13 protein-coding genes and 2 pseudogenes are annotated in these 19,061 nt (G+C 43.2%); 12 read left to right on the top strand and 3 right to left on the bottom strand.

Annotated features, from left to right (window positions below; all coding sequences use genetic code 11):
- The first annotated feature begins 156 nt into the window (after positions 1-156).
- From SU60_RS03335 to rmf, 8 genes and pseudogenes are all read left to right on the top strand, one after another.
- A pseudogene (locus SU60_RS03335) lies at positions 157-4,997 on the top strand (NAD-glutamate dehydrogenase).
- A 373-nt stretch (positions 4,998-5,370) separates the two neighbouring features.
- Complete coding sequence (gene pyrD, locus SU60_RS03330; protein ID WP_041154313.1) at positions 5,371-6,381, top strand: quinone-dependent dihydroorotate dehydrogenase; 1,011 nt, start codon at positions 5,371-5,373, stop codon at positions 6,379-6,381.
- A 170-nt stretch (positions 6,382-6,551) separates the two neighbouring features.
- A complete protein-coding gene (locus SU60_RS03325; RefSeq protein WP_041154312.1) occupies positions 6,552-7,094 on the top strand; it encodes a cell division protein ZapC in 543 nt (180 codons plus the stop codon).
- A gap of 612 nt (positions 7,095-7,706) precedes the next feature.
- A complete protein-coding gene (gene rlmKL / locus SU60_RS03320; protein WP_041154311.1) occupies positions 7,707-9,830 on the top strand; it encodes a bifunctional 23S rRNA (guanine(2069)-N(7))-methyltransferase RlmK/23S rRNA (guanine(2445)-N(2))-methyltransferase RlmL in 2,124 nt (707 codons plus the stop codon).
- Positions 9,831-9,856: 26 nt separating this feature from the next.
- Positions 9,857-10,099, top strand: a complete 243-nt coding sequence (locus SU60_RS03315; protein WP_041154310.1) for a glutaredoxin family protein — start codon at positions 9,857-9,859, stop codon at positions 10,097-10,099.
- On the top strand, positions 10,077-11,996 hold the full coding sequence (locus tag SU60_RS03310; protein ID WP_041154309.1) for an ABC transporter ATP-binding protein: 1,920 nt from the start codon (positions 10,077-10,079) through the stop codon (positions 11,994-11,996). The genes SU60_RS03315 and SU60_RS03310 overlap by 23 nt, the downstream gene beginning before the upstream one ends.
- A gap of 7 nt (positions 11,997-12,003) precedes the next feature.
- Positions 12,004-13,746 (top strand): DUF3466 family protein, encoded by a 1,743-nt coding sequence (locus tag SU60_RS03305; RefSeq protein WP_041154308.1) that lies wholly within the window; start codon positions 12,004-12,006, stop codon positions 13,744-13,746.
- 166 nt (positions 13,747-13,912) lie between these two features.
- Complete coding sequence (gene rmf, locus SU60_RS03300; protein WP_014231881.1) at positions 13,913-14,086, top strand: ribosome modulation factor; 174 nt, start codon at positions 13,913-13,915, stop codon at positions 14,084-14,086.
- A gap of 139 nt (positions 14,087-14,225) precedes the next feature.
- Here the strand turns inward: rmf and fabA are convergent, their stop codons facing one another.
- Positions 14,226-14,744, bottom strand: coding sequence for a bifunctional 3-hydroxydecanoyl-ACP dehydratase/trans-2-decenoyl-ACP isomerase (gene fabA / locus SU60_RS03295; RefSeq protein WP_041154307.1), 519 nt, complete (start codon positions 14,742-14,744; stop codon positions 14,226-14,228).
- Between the two features lie 64 nt (positions 14,745-14,808).
- Complete coding sequence (locus tag SU60_RS03290; RefSeq protein WP_041154306.1) at positions 14,809-16,455, bottom strand: AAA family ATPase; 1,647 nt, start codon at positions 16,453-16,455, stop codon at positions 14,809-14,811.
- A gap of 236 nt (positions 16,456-16,691) precedes the next feature.
- On the opposite strand from SU60_RS03290, the gene matP reads away from it, so the two are divergent.
- The 4 genes from matP to SU60_RS03270 all read left to right on the top strand — a co-directional run bounded on the left by matP (position 16,692) and on the right by SU60_RS03270 (position 18,331).
- Positions 16,692-17,141, top strand: a complete 450-nt coding sequence (matP, locus tag SU60_RS03285; protein ID WP_041154305.1) for a macrodomain Ter protein MatP — start codon at positions 16,692-16,694, stop codon at positions 17,139-17,141.
- Positions 17,142-17,150: 9 nt separating this feature from the next.
- Entirely contained in the window at positions 17,151-17,486 is a 336-nt protein-coding gene (locus tag SU60_RS03280) for a DUF3634 family protein (RefSeq protein ID WP_052481470.1), read from the top strand.
- A 120-nt stretch (positions 17,487-17,606) separates the two neighbouring features.
- Positions 17,607-17,930 carry a hypothetical protein gene (locus tag SU60_RS03275; protein ID WP_041154304.1) on the top strand — a complete coding sequence of 108 codons (324 nt, stop codon included), beginning with the start codon at positions 17,607-17,609 and terminating at the stop codon, positions 17,928-17,930.
- Between the two features lie 83 nt (positions 17,931-18,013).
- Entirely contained in the window at positions 18,014-18,331 is a 318-nt protein-coding gene (locus SU60_RS03270; protein ID WP_041154303.1) for an antibiotic biosynthesis monooxygenase family protein, read from the top strand.
- Between the two features lie 284 nt (positions 18,332-18,615).
- On the opposite strand, the pseudogene SU60_RS03265 reads toward SU60_RS03270, so the two are convergent.
- Positions 18,616-19,061, bottom strand: a pseudogene (locus tag SU60_RS03265) (ISNCY family transposase); the annotation flags it as partial.

The following is a 19,061-nucleotide window of genomic DNA, read 5'->3' as shown; positions in this document are numbered from 1 at the left end:
GAACATTTCATTGATTTTCATGCCCATTAGTTGTTAAACATTTGTAAGTATGCTTTTACAATAAACAAACGCATTACCTATGCTTAGCTTAAGATTTTAAATTTGACGCTAAGTCCCCCTACAAAATAACAACGAATTCTAACGTGGAGTGTGAATATGACCGCGCGTGAAAATGTAGTGCCGGTTCTGCTTGAAAAAGTGTACCAACTGATTCAAGACAAACTTGAGCTTTCTCACCAAACGCTTGTAACCAAACTTGCTCAACACTTATTTAGGAACATCTCTGACGATGACCTAATCCAGAGGAATGAATCCGACCTGTATGGTGCGGTGGTCAGCCTTTGGCACCATATAAATGAAAAGAAACCCGAAGAGATTTCGGTTAGAGTTTTCAATCCAAACATTAGCCGCCAAGGTTGGCAATCGACACATACCATTGTTGAAGTTGTCGTACCAGATAGTCCGTTTCTAGTTGACTCCATCAAAATGGCTTTATCCCGTCTAGATTTGACTTGTCATTTAATGCTAAACAACCCAACCCAGTTAACAAGAGACAAGCAAGGTCATGTTACTGAGGTCAATGGTCAAGACGGGATGCTTCAAAGTCTGTTCCATATTGAAGTTGATCGCTTAACCAGCAAAGACGAAATGCAAGCATTGAAAGAAGAGCTACTGAGCATTTTTTCTGACACACGTTTAGTGGTTAATGACTGGCACCCGATGGTCGAAAAATTAAAGGCTGTCACTGATGAATTAGAACAAAACAAAGATCGTGTTTCTATCCAGGTAGAGCGCATCGGTGAAACCATCGCTTTTCTTCGTTGGTTGGGTGAACACAACTTTACCTTTATGGGCTATAAAGATTATGACCTTGTTGAAGTGAATGGCGATACAGAACTTAGACCAGCGAAAGAAAAGGGACTAGGTCTTTTTGCCGAAGATAAACGCGTTCGCAGTATTAAGCTTTCTGAGATGTCGGACTCAGCACGACTGGAAGCGAAAAAGCCTTACGCCTTGATCATTACGAAAGGTAACAAAGCGTCACGTATTCATCGTCCTGCTTATACCGATTACATTGGTATTAAAAAGTTTGACGAAAATGGCAAAGTTATCGGAGAACACCGTTTTTCTGGTCTCTACACTTCCGCGGTATACAACCAAGCGGTGCAGAGTATTCCATTAATTCGCGAAAAAGTTGATCGAATTTTGCTGGCAAGTGGTTACCGCCAAGGCTCTTATTCCTATAAAGCGCTGCACAACATCCTAGAAAACTACCCAAGAGATGAGTTGCTTCAAGCCAATGAAGAAGAGTTGCTCGAGGTGGGCACTGGCGTTGTGCAAATGCAAGACCGTGATCTATTGCGTCTGTTTGTACGCAAAGACCCATTTGGCCGCTTCTTTAGCTGTATGGTGTACGTCACTAAAGAGCGCTACAACACGGAGTTACGCCGACAAACACAACGCATATTTAAACAATACTTTGGCTGTGAGGAGGAGGTTGAATTTACCACATTCTTTTCTGAGAGTCCTTTAGCTAGAACCCATTACATCGTGCGTGTTGATAATAACAATATTGATGTAGACGTGAAGAAAATCGAGCAGAATTTAATGGAAGTTTCCACCTCTTGGGAAGACCGATTAAAAGAGTCGATCATTGCAAATCTAGGTGAAAGCAAAGGTCGTCCACTGTCAAAAGAATACATGAACGCTTTCCCTCGTTCATACAAAGAAGACATGATGCCAGGTTCTGCGGTTGCTGATATAGAACGCCTCGAATCGTTAAGTGATAACAATAAACTGGGGATGCTGTTCTACCGACCTCAAGAAGAGGGCACGGATTCTAAAGCTGTTCGCCTAAAACTCTATCACCGAGATGAGCCGATTCATCTTTCTGACGTGATGCCAATGTTAGAAAACCTCGGGCTTCGCGTGATCGGAGAGTCACCTTATGAGATCGTGAAAAACAATGGACGTACATTTTGGATCCTTGATTTTTCAATGCTCCATAAAAGTGAGAAGAGCGTTGATCTTCGTGAAGCTCGCGATCGATTCCAGCAAGCGTTTGCCGCAATTTGGTCAGGCAACCTAGAAAGTGATGGCTTCAACCGACTACTGCTTGGTGCTTCACTAACGGGCCGAGAGATTTCCATCCTTCGAGCTTACGCTCGTTACATGCGACAAGTAGGTTTTCCATTTAGTCAGCAGTACATTGAAGATACGTTGAGCCATTATCCTGAGCTCGCAACAGGACTAGTGAAACTATTCGCTAAGCGATTTGATCCGAAAAACAAAGGCAGTGAGAAAGGGCAAAATGATCTTGTCAAAAAACTCACCGAGCAATTGGATCGTGTCGAAAGTTTGGATGATGATCGTATTATTCGTCGTTACATGGAAATGATCATGCGACGCTTCGTACGAACTATTATCAAACCGACGAAGACAAACAGCCTAAACCTTGGTTATCTCTGAAGATGAAACCAAGTGATATTCCAGAGATTCCACAGCCAGTTCCAGCATTTGAAATTTTTGTTTACGCTCCAGATATTGAAGGTGTTCACTTACGCGGAGGCAAAGTCGCTCGTGGTGGATTGCGTTGGTCAGATCGTCAAGAAGACTTCCGTACTGAAATTCTTGGCCTTGTTAAAGCACAACAAGTGAAGAACACGGTTATCGTTCCAGTCGGTGCAAAAGGAGGATTCGTTTGCAAGCGTCAACCATCATTAACGACTAGGGATGAAATTTTTGCCGAAGGTCAACGTTGTTACAAGCGTTTTATTCGTGCTCTGCTCGATATTTCCGATAACATCATAGAAGGTGAAGTCGTACCACCAACGAATGTGATTCGACATGATGAAGATGATCCTTACTTAGTTGTTGCGGCCGATAAAGGCACTGCCACTTTCTCAGATTTAGCCAACTCGGTATCTGATGAATACAACTTCTGGTTAGGTGATGCATTTGCTTCTGGCGGTTCAAATGGTTACGACCATAAAGCTATGGGCATCACTGCAAAAGGTGGTTGGGAATCAGTGAAGCGTCATTTCCGCGAAATGGGAATTAACTGCCAAACCACTGACTTCACCGCTATCGGTGTGGGAGATATGGCAGGGGATGTTTTTGGTAATGGTATGCTCTTATCAAAACATATTCGTTTGCAAGCAGCATTTAACCACATGCATATATTTCTCGACCCGAATCCTGACGCCGCAACAAGCTGGGAAGAACGAAACCGATTATTTAATCTTCCAAGATCGAGTTGGGAAGATTACAACAAAGCGTTGATTTCTCAAGGTGGTGGTATTTTCTCTCGTCGTTCAAAGTCGATTCAACTGTCGCCTGAAATCCAAAAAATGCTTGGTACCAAGAAAGCATCAATGGCGCCAAACGATCTGATTAAGACGATCTTAACCATGAAGGTTGATCTTTTATGGAATGGTGGCATCGGTACCTATGTCAAAGCGTCGACCGAAACACATACCGATGTTGGCGATCGAGCAAACGACATGTTACGTATCGATGGACGTGATCTAAGAGCGAAGGTGGTCGGCGAAGGCGGCAACTTAGGTATGACTCAACGCGGCCGTATCGAATACGCTTTGAACGGTGGCCGAGTGAATACTGACTTTGTTGACAATGTTGGTGGCGTTGATTGTTCAGATAATGAAGTCAATATCAAGATTTTCCTCAATGGTTTGGTTTCTAACGGCGATCTTACCGTTAAACAGCGCAACCAGATTCTAGAGTCAATGGAAGAAGAAGTCGGTGACATTGTACTGGATGATGCGTATTGCCAATCAGAATCAATTTCGGTAACAGAACAACAGGGCGTTGGTATTGTTAAAGAACAAATTCGATTCATTCATACCATGGAGAAAGCAGGGTACTTAGATCGAGTATTAGAATACATCCCAGATGATGAAACCCTAATAGAACGCGAAAAACAAGGTGTTGGTCTAACCCGACCAGAGTTATCTGTATTGGTAGCTTATGGAAAAATGGTTCTGAAACAGCAGTTGGTCACCGACGAAATCGCGAATGATGAGTTTCATGCCAAACAGCTTGTTGCCTATTTCCCAAGTGCGTTACGCCGTAACTATAAGGCGCAAATGGTCAACCACCCATTGCGCGCTGAGATTATTGCGACTGCGCTTGCTAATCAGATGGTCAATGAGATGGGATGCAACTTTGTTACTCGTCTTCAAGAAGAGACAGGTGCAACCGTCGTTGATATTACTAACGCGTATAGCGCCGCCCGAGAAATATTCGGCTTTGCCGAGATATTGGAACAAACGCGAGCTTTGGACAACATCGCAACAGCGGATTCTCAGTATGAGATCCTGTTCAATATCCGTCGAGCACTGCGTCGAATTTCACGATGGCTGTTGCGCAATCGTAGTAGTAAGTCTACGGTGGCAGAACTCATTGCTATGTATCAGCATGACGTTAATGTTGTGGCAGATACCTTGGATACGATGTTGGTAGAATCAGAAGTCGAAGAGCATAATGATCTCGCTAACAACTGGATCAAAAAAGGGATCGAGGAAAAGCTTGCGCATCAAGTATCACGTTTAACGAGCCTCCAATGCGCGTTGGATATTTCGTCCATCGCCAAAGAGACGGGAAAAACAGTCGAGCAGACGTCCAAACTATACTTTAACTTGGGTGACCGCCTATCACTACATTGGTTCTTGAAGCAAATCAATAGCCAAGCAGTGGATAACAACTGGCAGGCACTTGCGAGAGCTGCATTCCGTGAAGATTTGGACTGGCAGCAACGCCAGTTGACTGCACAAGTTTTGAATTGTGCATGTGCATCGGACGAGCTTGACGTCATGGCAGCTCTGGAAGACTGGATGGATGTGAATGAGCCTTCTTTGCATCGTTGGGAAAGTATTCTTAATGAATTCAAAGTTGGATCGATGCATGAGTTCGCCAAATTCTCTGTTGCACTGCGTGAGCTGGTACTACTCAACTTAAATTGCTCATCCAAGGATTAGGGCCGGAGTAGGTGGTTAGTTACTCCTCATTTCTATAGATAAGCAGAAATGAAATAGACAAGAACGACCAAGTAAAAGCCCCCAAATGTATACATCTGGGGGCTTTTTTAATGCAAACTTAACGTAGATAACCTAAATTTCAGTTACACTGTCACGTGTGCTTTTTGTGTTTAACACATGAGCAAACGATTACATTCAATGAGAAAATATGAACTTTCTCAAAAATAAAGCCACTTCAACTTGTTGATTTTAAAGTAAGTATAAAATATTAACTTTATATTTTAGCTAATACGTGCATTTCCATTGAATTGAGATAGAAAACAGTAAATAATATTGACCCGTTTACACGGGGCTTTTTTCTTTCGGAGGCACAATGCTTTACCGTCTAGCCAGAACTGGCTTTTTTCAACTTGATGCCGAAAAGGCACATGACCTTGCTATCAAGAACTTCAAACGTTTTACCGGCACTCCTCTCGATATTTTTTATCGTCAACAGTTACCTCATCGTCCAGTCGAATGCATGGGACTCACTTTTCGTAACCCTGTCGGCCTGGCTGCAGGATTAGATAAAAATGGTGAATGCATCGAAGCGTTTGACGCTATGGGTTTTGGGTTCGTAGAGGTCGGTACCGTGACTCCTCGTCCCCAACCTGGTAATGATAAACCTCGTTTGTTCCGATTGATCCAAGCGGAAGGCATCATCAACCGAATGGGCTTTAACAACTTAGGTGTCGATCACTTAGTTGAAAATGTTAAACAAGCCAAGTTCGATTGTGTTTTGGGCATCAATATTGGTAAGAACAAAGACACGCCGATAGAGAATGGGGCAGAGGACTACCTGATTTGTATGGAAAAAGTGTACGAATACGCAGGTTACATCGCAGTCAATATATCTTCACCAAATACTCCAGGGTTACGCTCGTTGCAATATGGCGAAGCGCTTGATGATTTGCTTTCCGAACTTAAAGCGAAACAGGCAGAACTGGCAGAAAAATACGGTAAGTACGTACCGTTGGCATTAAAAATCGCACCGGATTTGAGTGATGACGAAATTACTCAGATTTGTGGCTCTTTAGTGAAAAACAATATCGATGGCGTTATTGCAACGAATACGACACTTGATAGAGCGGTTGTAGAGGGAATGAAGCATGCCAATGAGGCCGGTGGATTGAGCGGTCGTCCAGTACAGTCTCGCTCTACAGAAGTTGTCCGTAAACTTCATGAAGAACTTGGAGACAAACTGCCAATCATTGGAGTGGGTGGTATCGACTCTTTTGTTGCTGCAAAAGAAAAACTCATGGCAGGTGCGCAATTGGTTCAAGTTTATACTGGCTTTATTTACCATGGTCCAGGTTTAGTACGCGATATTGTTAAAAACGTATAGCGACACTCAACAAAAGTATAAATCAGCGACAGTTTGACCAAGAAAAAGAGGAATTTGTTTCCTCTTTTTTTTTATCCGTTCATTTGTAAAATTTAAGTATTCAAGAGTAGGTAATTAAGCTTCTTACCTCTTTATCACTGATATACAACTAGTTAAGAGAGAACGGAATAATGCTTAAACCCAGCGACAAATGGAATTGGTATTTTGACGAGCATAAAGCTTGCTTAATGCTGGACCTGGGGGAGGACATGATTTTTCAAACCAACCTCCCTCGAAAACTATTGGTCAACTGTGCCTTCTCAATCAACGAATTCACCGTAGATGACGCCAGCGCGTTTCAAACCTTCAACGAACGCATCCGTTGTCTCGACATCAGTGAATACCGCCAAGCTGAACTCACTCTATACTGCGTAGCGGCTAAACGCTTTCATAAACCAGTACAACCAAAAAGTTGGTTCTTCGATGCTCAATCTGTTGGTCATGAGCCAGAAGAAGGGGACATGGTCTTCTTAACCAATCAATATTCAGATGGTGTATTTATTGTTCTTGAACCTGGAGAAACGTCCAGTTTATGTGCTTATGTTGGTCAAGATGAGTTTGTTTTAGACGGTAACAAGGCACTAGAGTTTGGTCAGCCTATCAAAGTTATGCACGATCGCATGTCTTGCGCCAACCATTTATTCGTTATCGCACCGATGGCAATGGTTGGCTAACCCCTTTTTAGATTCCTTATTTCGTTCCTTTGTTTGCTTTAATCGACCAGTATGGGTCGATTTTTTTTGTCCTTATCTTTATTGATTCTCCCGATCTGATGATTACCAAAGTCATTTTGTAATGAAATTGAACGCTTTATAGACAAATAACTATGAAGCAAGTCACCTTTGTTCTACTTTTTTTCTTAATATTTTCTCAAAAACTAGGCAATACCCTGCCTAATATTTCACCGTTTATTCCTCTATAAGAGGATTCTGAAAGTAAATTACAGGGTCAATTTACATCTGGTATATACCAAAATTAACGTGAATAAGTATTCACTTCTCTGATTTGAACCATATATCAATGGGGAGCCGAATCCGTGATAAAGGAGCGTATTTAATTAATGTCGGAACTTTCAGATCAAAATCATCAAGTGATTTAATGCTAGAAGTCACAGTGCTGGCGAGGCTACGAACAAAGTTAAGCCTGCTGAGGCACTCTTCTTATGCTGAACTAAATGTAAACTGGTGAGTGTTTGCGCTAACGAGTAGGAAATTGTCTTTAAAAACGAGGCATTGATCGTAAAGTCAGGTATAATTGAAGCCATTTTTTATCAGCGAAAGAACACTATGAATCAATATCTCGCGGTAACTTCAAATGGCATGGAAAACTTGCTTGCTGAAGAACTGACTAAACTAGGCATCGAAAGTGCGAAACCAGTACAGGCAGGCGTAAAATTTACAGCAACCAATGAACAAGTTTATCGCTGTTGTTTGTGGAGCCGCTTGGCGTCTCGATTTGTACGTGTATTAGCTGAATTTAACTGTAACAGCGACATGGATTTGTACCTGTCGACCATGGCCATTAATTGGGTCAATCAGTTCCACAGTTCTAAACGTTTTGTCGTCGATTTTAACGGTACCAACCGTGAAATTCGCAACAGTCAATACGGTGCAATGAAAGTCAAAGATGGCATCGTTGATTGTTTTGAAAAGAAAGGTTTGCCTCGCCCAAACATTAGTAAAGAACAACCAGATGTGCGTGTTCATGTTCGCTTGCACAAGGAAAAAGCGTTGCTTGGTGTTGATATGGTAGGGAGTGGTCTTCATCAACGGGGTTACCGTCCAGAATCGGGGCGTGCACCGCTTCGTGAAACACTCGCAGCCGCAATTATTCAACGCTGTGGTTGGGATGGACATCAGCCATTGCTGGACCCAATGTGTGGATCTGGCACGCTGTTAATTGAAGCGGCGATGATGGCGGCAAATATGGCGCCAGGTGTAAAACGTAAACAGTGGTGTTTTGAGTCTTTAGAAGACTTTGAACCAGAAGTATGGGCGGAAATTAAATCGGAAGCAAACGTACAGGCTCGCCGAGGTGTCAAAAAAGTTGACGCAAAGTTTTTCGGTTTCGATAACGACCCTAAAGTATTGAAAGTTGCGCAAGATAACGCACGTCGTGCTGGTGTTGAAGAGCTTATCGAGTTCACTCTTGGTGATGCTGCAACGATTAAGCGTCCATCAGGATTCGAACATGGTGTGATTGTATCAAACCCACCCTATGGTGAACGTTTGGGGACGGAACCGGGTTTGATAGCATTGTATACGGCTTTCGGTGGTCAGCTTAAATCTGAGTTTGGTGGCTGCAAAGCGTCTATTTTCTCGAGTTCAGATGAGCTACTGAGTTGTTTACGTATGCGTGCTGACAAACAGTTCAAACTCAACAACGGTGCGTTACCGTGTCACCAAAAAAACTACAGCATTGCTGAGCGTACTGAGGAAGAAGTCAAAGGCGCAGATAAGCCGGTTCAAATCGCTCCCGACTTCTCTAATCGTCTGAAAAAGAACATGGGTAAGATCGGTAAGTGGGCTCGTAAAGAAGAACTTGATTGCTACCGTATCTACGATGCCGATCTTCCTGAATACAATGTTGCTATTGATGTCTACGGTAAACAAATTGTCATTCAAGAGTACGCAGCACCCAAAAACATCCCTGAAGAAAAAGCAAAGCGTCGTTTGACTGATATCATTCGTGCAACCATTCAGGTAACGGGTGTCGAAGCGAACAAGGTCGTACTTAAGGTTCGTGAAAAGCAAAAAGGGCGTAATCAGTATCAAAAATTAGGTCAGGTGTCGGAAACTCTAGAAGTCCATGAATACGGTGTGAAGCTGATTGTAAATCTTCACGACTACCTTGATACTGGTCTTTTCCTTGATCATAAGATTACTCGTCGTCGACTAGGCGAAATGGCAAAAGGAAAGGATTTCTTAAACCTATTCGCCTATACAGGTAGTGCTACGGTCCACGCTGCGGTTGGTGGTGCTCAATCAACCACTACTGTCGATATGTCGAATACGTACTTAAATTGGGCAAAGGACAATATGCAGCTTAACGGCTGTGTAGGGCGTCAACATCGATTTGAACAAGCAGACTGTCTTCAATGGTTAGAAAACGCGAAAGGTGAATACGATCTTATTTTTATTGATCCACCAACCTTCTCAAACTCTAAGCGAATGGAGGCGTCTTTTGACGTACAACGAGACCACATTAAGTTGATGGCTAATCTTAAGCGTCTACTTAGAGATGGTGGCACGATTGTATTCTCAAACAACAAGCGCCACTTTAAGATGGACGAAGCTGCGTTAGCTGAATTAGGATTGAAGGCTCAAAATATTTCGTCACAAACACTGCCGTTAGACTTTGCTCGCAACAAACACATCCACAACTGTTGGATAGTGACACACGCAGACTAATAGATTGATGTTAAAAAGGATTTGATGTGCTGATATTGTATAGCACTGAGGGATGCCATCTATGTGAGATGGCATTTGCTTTGGTGGAAAACGTCGGTTTGGCAAAACAGACAGACATCGTTGATATTGCATTCGATAACGATCTCTTTTCTCGTTACGGTGTCACAATTCCTGTATTAAAATATCAAGAATCTGAGTTGAACTGGCCGTTTGACTTGGAACAACTCACAAACTGGTTGGAATATAATGGCATTACTTACCATACATAATGCTCAACTTGCATTTGGCGACCACCCACTACTCGATCACGCAGAGTTCGCTTTACAAGAAAACGAACGTGTGTGTTTAGTAGGGCGAAACGGTGCCGGTAAATCAACATTAATGAAAGTGTTAGCCGGTGACATCGTGTTAGATGACGGCAAAATACAAGTGACGCAGGATGTCGTCGTCTCTCGCTTAGAACAAGATCCACCGCGTAACCAAGAAGGGACGGTATACGAATATGTATCGGGCGGTTTGGCTGAAATTGGCGAGCAATTAAAGATCTACCACGATCTTCTCGATCTTGTTGCGAGTGACCCAAGCGAAAAACACATTAACCGTCTTGCAAAAGTTCAGGAACAGCTCGATCACTCCAATGCGTGGCGTTTTGATGATCGCGTTAAAAACGTCCTGAGTGCACTGAAGTTGAGCCCTGAAACGAAACTGAGCGACTTATCGGGCGGCTGGCAACGCAAAGCGGCTTTGGCTCGTGCGTTGGTTTGCGATCCAGACGTATTGCTCTTAGATGAGCCGACTAACCACCTTGATGTCACTACCATCGAATGGTTAGAAAACTTCCTTAAGGATTTTAAGGGTTCGATCATCTTCATTTCACACGACCGTGCTTTTATTAAATCAATGGCAACACGTATTGTGGATCTGGATCGTGGGCAACTTGCGTCTTTTCCTGGTGATTACGAAAACTATCTGACAGAAAAAGAAGAGATGCTTCGTGTCGAAGAAATGCAAAATGCTGAATTCGACAAGAAACTCGCACAAGAAGAAGTCTGGATTCGTCAGGGAATTAAAGCACGTCGTACGCGAAATGAAGGGCGTGTGCGTGCGCTTAAAAAGTTACGTGAAGAACGCCGAGATCGTCGTGATGTACAAGGTAAAGTGAATCTCAATATCGATGATGCATCTCGTTCGGGTAAAATTGTTTTTGAAGCAGAAAATATCGCCTTTTCTTATGACGGTAAGAAAATCGTTGATGATTTCAGCTTCAATATCATGCGCGGCGATCGTATCGCATTAATCGGACCAAATGGCTGTGGTAAGAGTACTGTACTTAAGTTACTGTTGGGACAGTTGGAAACACAAGCTGGTCGCTTGCATTGTGGCACGAAGCTTGAGGTCGCGTATTTTGATCAATACCGTGAGATTCTTGATCCAGAAAAAACGGTGATTGATAACCTCGCTGATGGCAAACAAGAAGTGATGGTCGGCGGGCGACAGCGCCATGCACTTAGCTACCTTCAAGATTTCTTGTTTGCACCAAAACGAGCCCGAACGCCCGTAAAAGCGCTTTCTGGTGGTGAAAAAAATCGCCTATTGCTTGCCCGTATCTTACTGAAACCAAACAACTTACTTATTCTCGATGAACCAACTAACGATTTGGATATCGAAACGTTGGAACTTTTGGAAGAAATGCTTGCCAACTATCAGGGTACGTTACTCTTGGTGAGTCACGATCGTGAGTTTGTTGATAATACGGTTACAACGAGCTGGATCTTCGAAGGGGACGGTATCATTGAAGAGTTTGTCGGTGGTTATCATGATGCAAGGCAGCAACGTGACCAAGCATTAGCGACACGTCAAACGACTGAAAAAGCAGAAACGAAAACGAAAGTGGTTGAGGAAACTCCCAAAACAGCTCAACCTAAGAACAATTCGAAGAAGTTATCATATAAGCTACAGAGAGAGTTAGAGTCTCTTCCAGCGAAATTAGAACAATTAGAGTCGGATATTGAGGCACTGCAGGAACAAGTGAATGACCCGGAATTCTTCGCTAAGCCTGTAGATCAGACTCAACCCGTATTGGAACAGCTAACTGCTTTTGAGCAGGAGTTGGAAATCGCCTTCGAGAGATGGGAAGAACTCGAAGCAATGCAACAGGATAGTTAAGAATTCAATGAGTTGTAGTAACACACTAAAATTAACGACCATCGCGATGATGGTCGGCACAGCAATGAGCGCAAATGCCGCATTGTATCAAGTTGTCGAGGTTTCACCTCAAGATCATGGGTCTAACGGTGACTACGAAACCGCTTATGGCGTGGCGATTCAACAAGGTGATGTCGAAGATGTATCGACGGGTTCGCCTTTTGCGTTAGGGTGTTTTGATGCAGCGGCTAACTGTACAGCAGAGCAGTTCAAGCTTGCATTAGAAACGCGTGCAACCCTGATTTCTTCAGGCCAAGCGGTTGATGGCAACAGCTACAGAGAAGAAGTGCCTTTTGCTATGGATGCGGGTTTTTACTACCTTGAGGAGCGTGATGACTTTGAAAACTATTGTAAACGTCACCTTGGCTACAACACTTGCGACTCTTGGGCACGACTTAACTGGGCTCCTTGGAATAAGGAACGCAACGAGAAAGATTACGCGTCCAATGCGTTAGCGTTTGTTGAGGATGAAGGTGGTGCGTATTCAAACCAATACAATAATATAATTAATAGCCTTACCGCTGATGGCTCTGTAGTGGGTAACCAAAGTATTGTCAGCGCGGATGATTCCTCAACTCTCGAAACTCGTAATACGGTTGTTGCGCCTGTGGTGCCAAACATCATTACTGGTGACGATGATGCAGAAGTGGTGGCAAGCCGAGCTTGGGCAACCAATGGCGTTTTCACGGTAGGTAGTGTTTCTAGAAAGGCGAGTAACACCAATGGCACACACCATACTTCAAAAGCCGCAATCTGGGACCAAAACGGTAATGTCTCTGAGCTCGACTGGCCGAGCGCGAAGTCTAAAGAAAACGAGCGTCTAGCCCAAGGCAGTATGCGTGACGTGGTTGTTGATGGCACGACCGTTTACGGCGTTGGCTACAATACTTATGACAACGATCGTAACCAGCTAAACGCGACCGTTTTTGTTGGTGAACTCAGTTCAGAAGGCGTAATTGATGACTCGGTCACTTGGCAAAACAAAGTGGTTAGCGGTGCACGCCAAAGAGAGAGTGGAGAGAGTATTCACTCCAATTCACGTTTAACTGATGTGAACGATCAATTTGTCGCGGTTGGTGAAGCGAAGCGAAGCAAAGTACAATCGGGTGCCTATGCGAATCGTTTGTTTGTTGTGAATGATGTTCGCTCTGACAGCATCAGTGCAAGCTATTTTACCTCTGGAATCTTTTTTGATGGTGCGGGTGGTAAAATTGGCTCGATTAACAACTACAACGAGATTGTTGGTCAGTTAGACGCTAACTCAATCCGTGAGCAAGACGGTAAGGCACGTCGTAAACGCGCTTTCATCTACCCATACAGTGGTAATGGCACAAATTCCGACCGTGCAGACACATTGTTTAGTAGTAAAGCTTGGTTCTTGGATGACTTAACCAATGGTGATGCAAATGATGCTATATCAGAAGCAAACAATGAATTCCGTATCATAGATGCAACCGATATTAACGATGCGGGTGTGATCTCTGGTACGGCTTTGAAGTGTGCGGGTGGTTACCGTTCTACAGACAACAATGCTTCTTGTGATGGCACTGAAGAAGTCGTCGCCGTTAAGTTGCTTCCGATCCCTGATGCGACGAGTGATGATATTGTGACTCGCAGCATAGAAGTAGAAAACGCAGAGCGCAGTGGAGCAGGCTTTGGTTGGTTAACTTTGACCATGCTAGGTCTACTTGGGTTCCGCAGAAAATATTAAAAATTTTCATTTCAAGCCCAGACTCACAGAAATGAGTCTGGGCTTTTTTATGTCTTGAGAAAATCCGAAACTTGATCGATTCTTATAAGTGGAGTCATAAAAACTCCATCAAAGTTTCACAAAAACAGAAGTACGTTTTTAAATGGATCTGTATGAGGAATTAACTATGAAGAGACAAAAGCGTGATCGCCTAGAACGAGCTCAATCTCAAGGCTACAAAGCTGGATTAAATGGAAGGTCTCAAGAGGCTTGCCCATATCAGCAAGTTGACGCTCGGTCGTATTGGTTAGGTGGTTGGCGTGATGCCAGAGATGAAAAAAACTCTGGTCTCTATAAATAACTCCCACATACATATGTAAGGATCTGAAAGGGCTCATAAGAGCCTTTTCTGCATTTATGAGATTGCCTTTATTTATCGGCAATAAAAAAGGCTCCAAGCGGAACCTTTCATTATTTTTTAAGATAGCTTCAAGATTGTTCTAGAAGTTTGAAGTATCTTGGAATAGACCGACTTTAAGGTCTTTCGCCACGTAGATCTCTTTGCCGTCAACGCATACTCGGCCATCGGCTAGCCCCATGACTAGCTTGCGGTTTACCACGCGCTTCATATGGATTTCATAAGTGACTTTCTTCGCGGTAGGAAGAATTTGACCGGTAAATTTCACTTCACCGACGCCTAGAGCACGTCCTTTACCTTTGCCGCCGACCCAACCAAGGTAGAAGCCTACAAGTTGCCACATCGCATCTAAGCCAAGACAGCCAGGCATAACTGGGTCACCAGGGAAGTGACAATCAAAGAACCAAAGATCCGGAGTAATATCTAATTCCGCAAGAATTAAACCCTTGCCGTAATCACCTTCGGTTTCTGACATTTTGGAAATACGATCCATCATCAGCATGTTTGGTGCAGGAAGTTGTGGATAACCCGGACCGAACAGTTCACCTTGGCTAGAAGCAAGAAGATCATCACGGTTATAAGAATCACGTTTGTTTTGCATTATCAATTACTCCAATTTTTGACAGACGCATCTTAGTGAACACGTGTAAGCTAAACAACTCCGATCAGTGCTTAACAAACCAGTTTTTGATGCGCTGCACAATTCCTTCTGAATGCTCGTGCCTTTCAAAGTTGTCAATACGTTCGGCAATTTTCTCAATAATACTGCCTTCTTCGCCTCGAAATGGCTTGTTCATTAAGATTGGGATGGCCTCATCAACCGTCGATACGGCCCAGATGTTAAACTGACCATTTTGAACACTTTCAATGACATCTTTGTGTAAGGCGAGATGCTTTAAATTAGATTTAGGCATAATAACGCCTTGATGTCCAGTAAACCCCTGATGCTTACAGACTTGATAAAAGCCTTCGATTTTCTCGTTCAATCCACCGACGGCCTGAACTCGACCAAATTGATCCACAGCGCCTGTTACCGCAATTTGTTGGTTTACAGGTGACTCAGACAGCGCACTAACAAAACAGCATAACTCAGCGAGAGATGCACTATCTCCATCGACTTCACTGTAGGATTGTTCGAATACAATCGAAGCAGAATAAGGTAACGGTTCATCAAGATTCATTGCAGAACTCAGAAAAGCTTGCATGATCATCATTCCTTTTGCGTGAAGGTTTCCGCCCAATTCCGCTTTGCGTTCGACATCAGAGACATCACCATCACCAAAATGAATAACACAGGAAATACGTGCAGGTTCACCGTAAGAGACAGGGTGGCCGGCCATTTCAATCACCGTTAATCCATTAATCTGACCAATATGCTCACCTGTGGTTTCAATGATCACCTGACCATCAAGAATGTCATAGACTGCACGTTGAGGCAGATACGATTCGCGATAATACTTGTCGTCTATCGCTTTATCTATCGCATCGTAGCTGATTACCTCGCTGTCGCTGTGTTGGCAGGCAAGATTGAGCAGTTGGCTATGCCAAAGAACGCCAAGGGGCAGATAATGCTGATCCTCAGTGTATCGCATACCTGCAAGCATTAATCTTCTTAAAGCTGGCTCATCCAAAGTAGGGAGCTTGTATTCAGCACATAACCAGTTAACAAAACCGAGATACAGCGCCAGATTTGTTTCAGAAAGGTGAATGTCTTCTTCAACTTCCGTGTACATACTAAAGCCGGAAGTAAAGTCATCATCCACATATTCGAGGTCAGCCAACTGGCTGCGATCTCCGGTCACGATAAGTTTTACATCGTACGTGTTGGCGTTGACAGCTTCAGAAGCAAGTCGGTTAGGGCTTAGGTTCATCGGAGCGAAAGCTTGCTTTTGAATCGCGGACTTAATTGCTGGCCAGTACCCAGGGTTCGCCAGAATTAAATTGGCAGGCACGATCAAATATCCGCCATTGGCCTTCGACATTAAACCAGCTTCAAATGTCACTTCACCTGTCGGGCTAGTGCAATAGCGATCAAATAAGATCTTGATATCAAGAGATTCCGTAGAGACAACGGGGATTGAAGCGCAATTTTCCAACGCGTCACAGATAAAACCACGGTATATTGAATTATCAACACTGTTAACCAGTAATACCCGAGTAAGGCTATTCATACTAGTAAAACGGGAGATTGTGGCCGACAGTCGGGGCTGCAAATCGAGAAATGTTTTTTCAGGTAGTGTTGAAGCAGACTTCAAAAGCGCTTCGTATTGATCGAACGAAGGCGTAACGTCTTGCCAATTAAGTTGGTTCATTAAATATCATCATAAATTAGTCTCTTGTCGCCATTATATACTTAAATGGCGTTGAGATGCAGGTTTCACCACTTTGATTCATTCTCGGTGAGTGTTGGCAAACAAACACGAAAATTTTTGTTGGGTGATATTTAGACAAATGGGTGATCAACATCGATACTTCAGACAGATTTGTTTGCTTGAACGTAACGTTATGGGTTACGCTGTCACCAGGTACTATTCACGGGTCGGAAAGGATGAAATATCAGCAACTTGAAAATTTAGAATGCGGTTGGAAATGGACGTATCTGATAAAAAAGTGGAAGGACGGAGAGGCAATTACTCGACATATTGACTCGAGTGAAGCTGATGCTGCTATCCAAGAGCTGCGTGGCCTCGAGCACGAACCAACCCTTGTTCTCGCTTGGATTGAAAATCATATGTCAGAAGAGCTAGACAACAAGCTTAAACAGGCGATCCGTGCCAAACGAAAACGCCACTTTAACTCAGAGCAAGTTCATACAAAGAAAAAGTCGATTGATCTGGACTATCGCGTCTGGGAGAAGCTTTCAAATCGTGCGAACGAACTAGGCTGTACGCTTTCCGATGCTATTGAATACCTTGTCTCTGAAGCATCAAGAAGCGAGAAAGCGAGTAAAAAGGTAACGTCAATTAAAGAAGATTTGAGTAAGCTACTGTCCAGTTAAGGAGTGCAAATGTTATACGTAATATTGATCGCTGCTGTTGTTATTTTTTGGCTTATCGCTGTTGATAGACCGGTACTCAAAGTCTCCTTTAGCGATGGGAAAATAAGTAAAGTGAAAGGGCATCTTCCACCAACTTTTAAACACAATTTGGAAGATATTAGCGAACATAACCCGTTCACTGGTGAGATGAAAGTCTACAACCAGCGCACAGGTATGCGCTTGGTATTCTCAAAACAAGTACCGAAGAAGACTCAACAAAGGATCAGGAACGTTTTTCCTCATCAAGTTTTAAAACCAGCAAAGGTAAAAAGCGCGCATAGCGGACTTCAAACAGTGCCCATCTGATGTTTCTTAACCATTACTTATCCGTGTTAAATGGGACGCAAAACTGCGTCCCATTTTTGTATTAGCATCATTAAAAATTAATGATAAGCCAATGAGTTAACGATAGATAAGTAAAGCTAAATGAAAAGATACGTTGTCACGTTTATGGCTTTGGTTTCTCTTGGTTTTCCGGCCTTGTCGGACGATGCAGAAACAAACCCGCTTGCTAGAAAGATAAAGAAACAACTACAAAGTAAAGTGAGCGGTAGGTTCGACGGTTATCACGGTTACTGTGACGTGATGATAGAAATGGAGCACAAGGGCAGTAAAGCCAGAATAAAACGTGTATCTGGCACCGGAGACAAAAAAGTCTGCCAATACGTAAAGTCCAATTTAAAACTAGGGAAACGTTTTCGTTACCAGTTCCCAGAGAAGTATATAAGACTCCATATTTCAACGGGTTAATGAATATCTCCAGATGCTAAATGTTCAAACCAAGGTTACAGGGTAACTAAAATGAAACCCAACAATACTATACGGAGAGTAATATGTTTATAGCGGTGTACGAATTCGAAATAAAAGAAGGAACAGAGTCTCTATTTCGAAGAGCCTGGCTTGAAGTGACCAAAAGCATTTATCAGAATTGCGGGAGCTTTGGCTCTAGGCTCCACACATCCGAGAGACCCAATATTTTAGTTGGCTACGCGCAATGGCCAAGCAAAGCACAATGGGAAAAAGACCATCAACTAACGGACGCACTTTATCAAAAAGCACGAAATGAAATGCGTGATTATCTCGTCCAATCCAAAACAGTGTATAAACTGGAAGTCTGTGATGATTACTTGCAAGAGACAACAGTGTCTTGAGTTACAGTTTGTTAGGGCCGAACTCATTACCAAGAATTCGCGACGCATCTTGACGAGAAAGATTACAGTGCAAGACATCTTGGATGACAGAAAATCGTTGTAGTTCGCGATCATTCATGGCTATTAGCATCCTTAAAACCTCCAAGCGAATATAGGACAAATTCACTTGGTAATATTAGGACATTTTCGCTTTGTGTTTACACCTTTTGTTATTCCCACTTTAAAATGTCCTATTGTCAGCAAAGTAGAAATGTCCGGTTAGATAAGTTGAGCAAGTAGGAGAGTCAACGTTTATTGGTACTGGCTTTGAAGGTCTCAGGGTTGATTAATACCGGGTTGATGATTCGTAACTGCTCCTGGATCGCCCGCTGTTGAGCCCGTCGTTTTGGGGCACTTTTGCTGCGTGTACGTTTCTGTTGTTGCTCGAATTCTTCTTGTTGCTGTTGGGCAAATTTTAAAACTTGTCCTAACCGTTTGTTGTCGACGATTTGAGTCTGTTGAACGTGCTCAAGCTTATCAAAGGTTTTGAAAGGTAGCTTGCGATGGCCGTAAAGAATGGCGATGTCGCCGTTTGGGTAGTCCAATACTTTGATGTTCTCATGCACCAGTCGGGCGTTTTCTTCCGTATTTTCAATTAAGTAAACCACTTTATCGTACTGAAAGGTCAACGCGTTGGAGAGCTTACGAATTTCCTGCCAACTGAAGATATCGTCGAGTTCTTCGGGGGGTT

Origin of the sequence: Vibrio mytili, from assembly GCF_000830505.1 — a bacterium.
Lineage (GTDB): Bacteria > Pseudomonadota > Gammaproteobacteria > Enterobacterales > Vibrionaceae > Vibrio > Vibrio mytili.
This window is presented reverse-complemented; position numbering and strand designations above follow the sequence as displayed.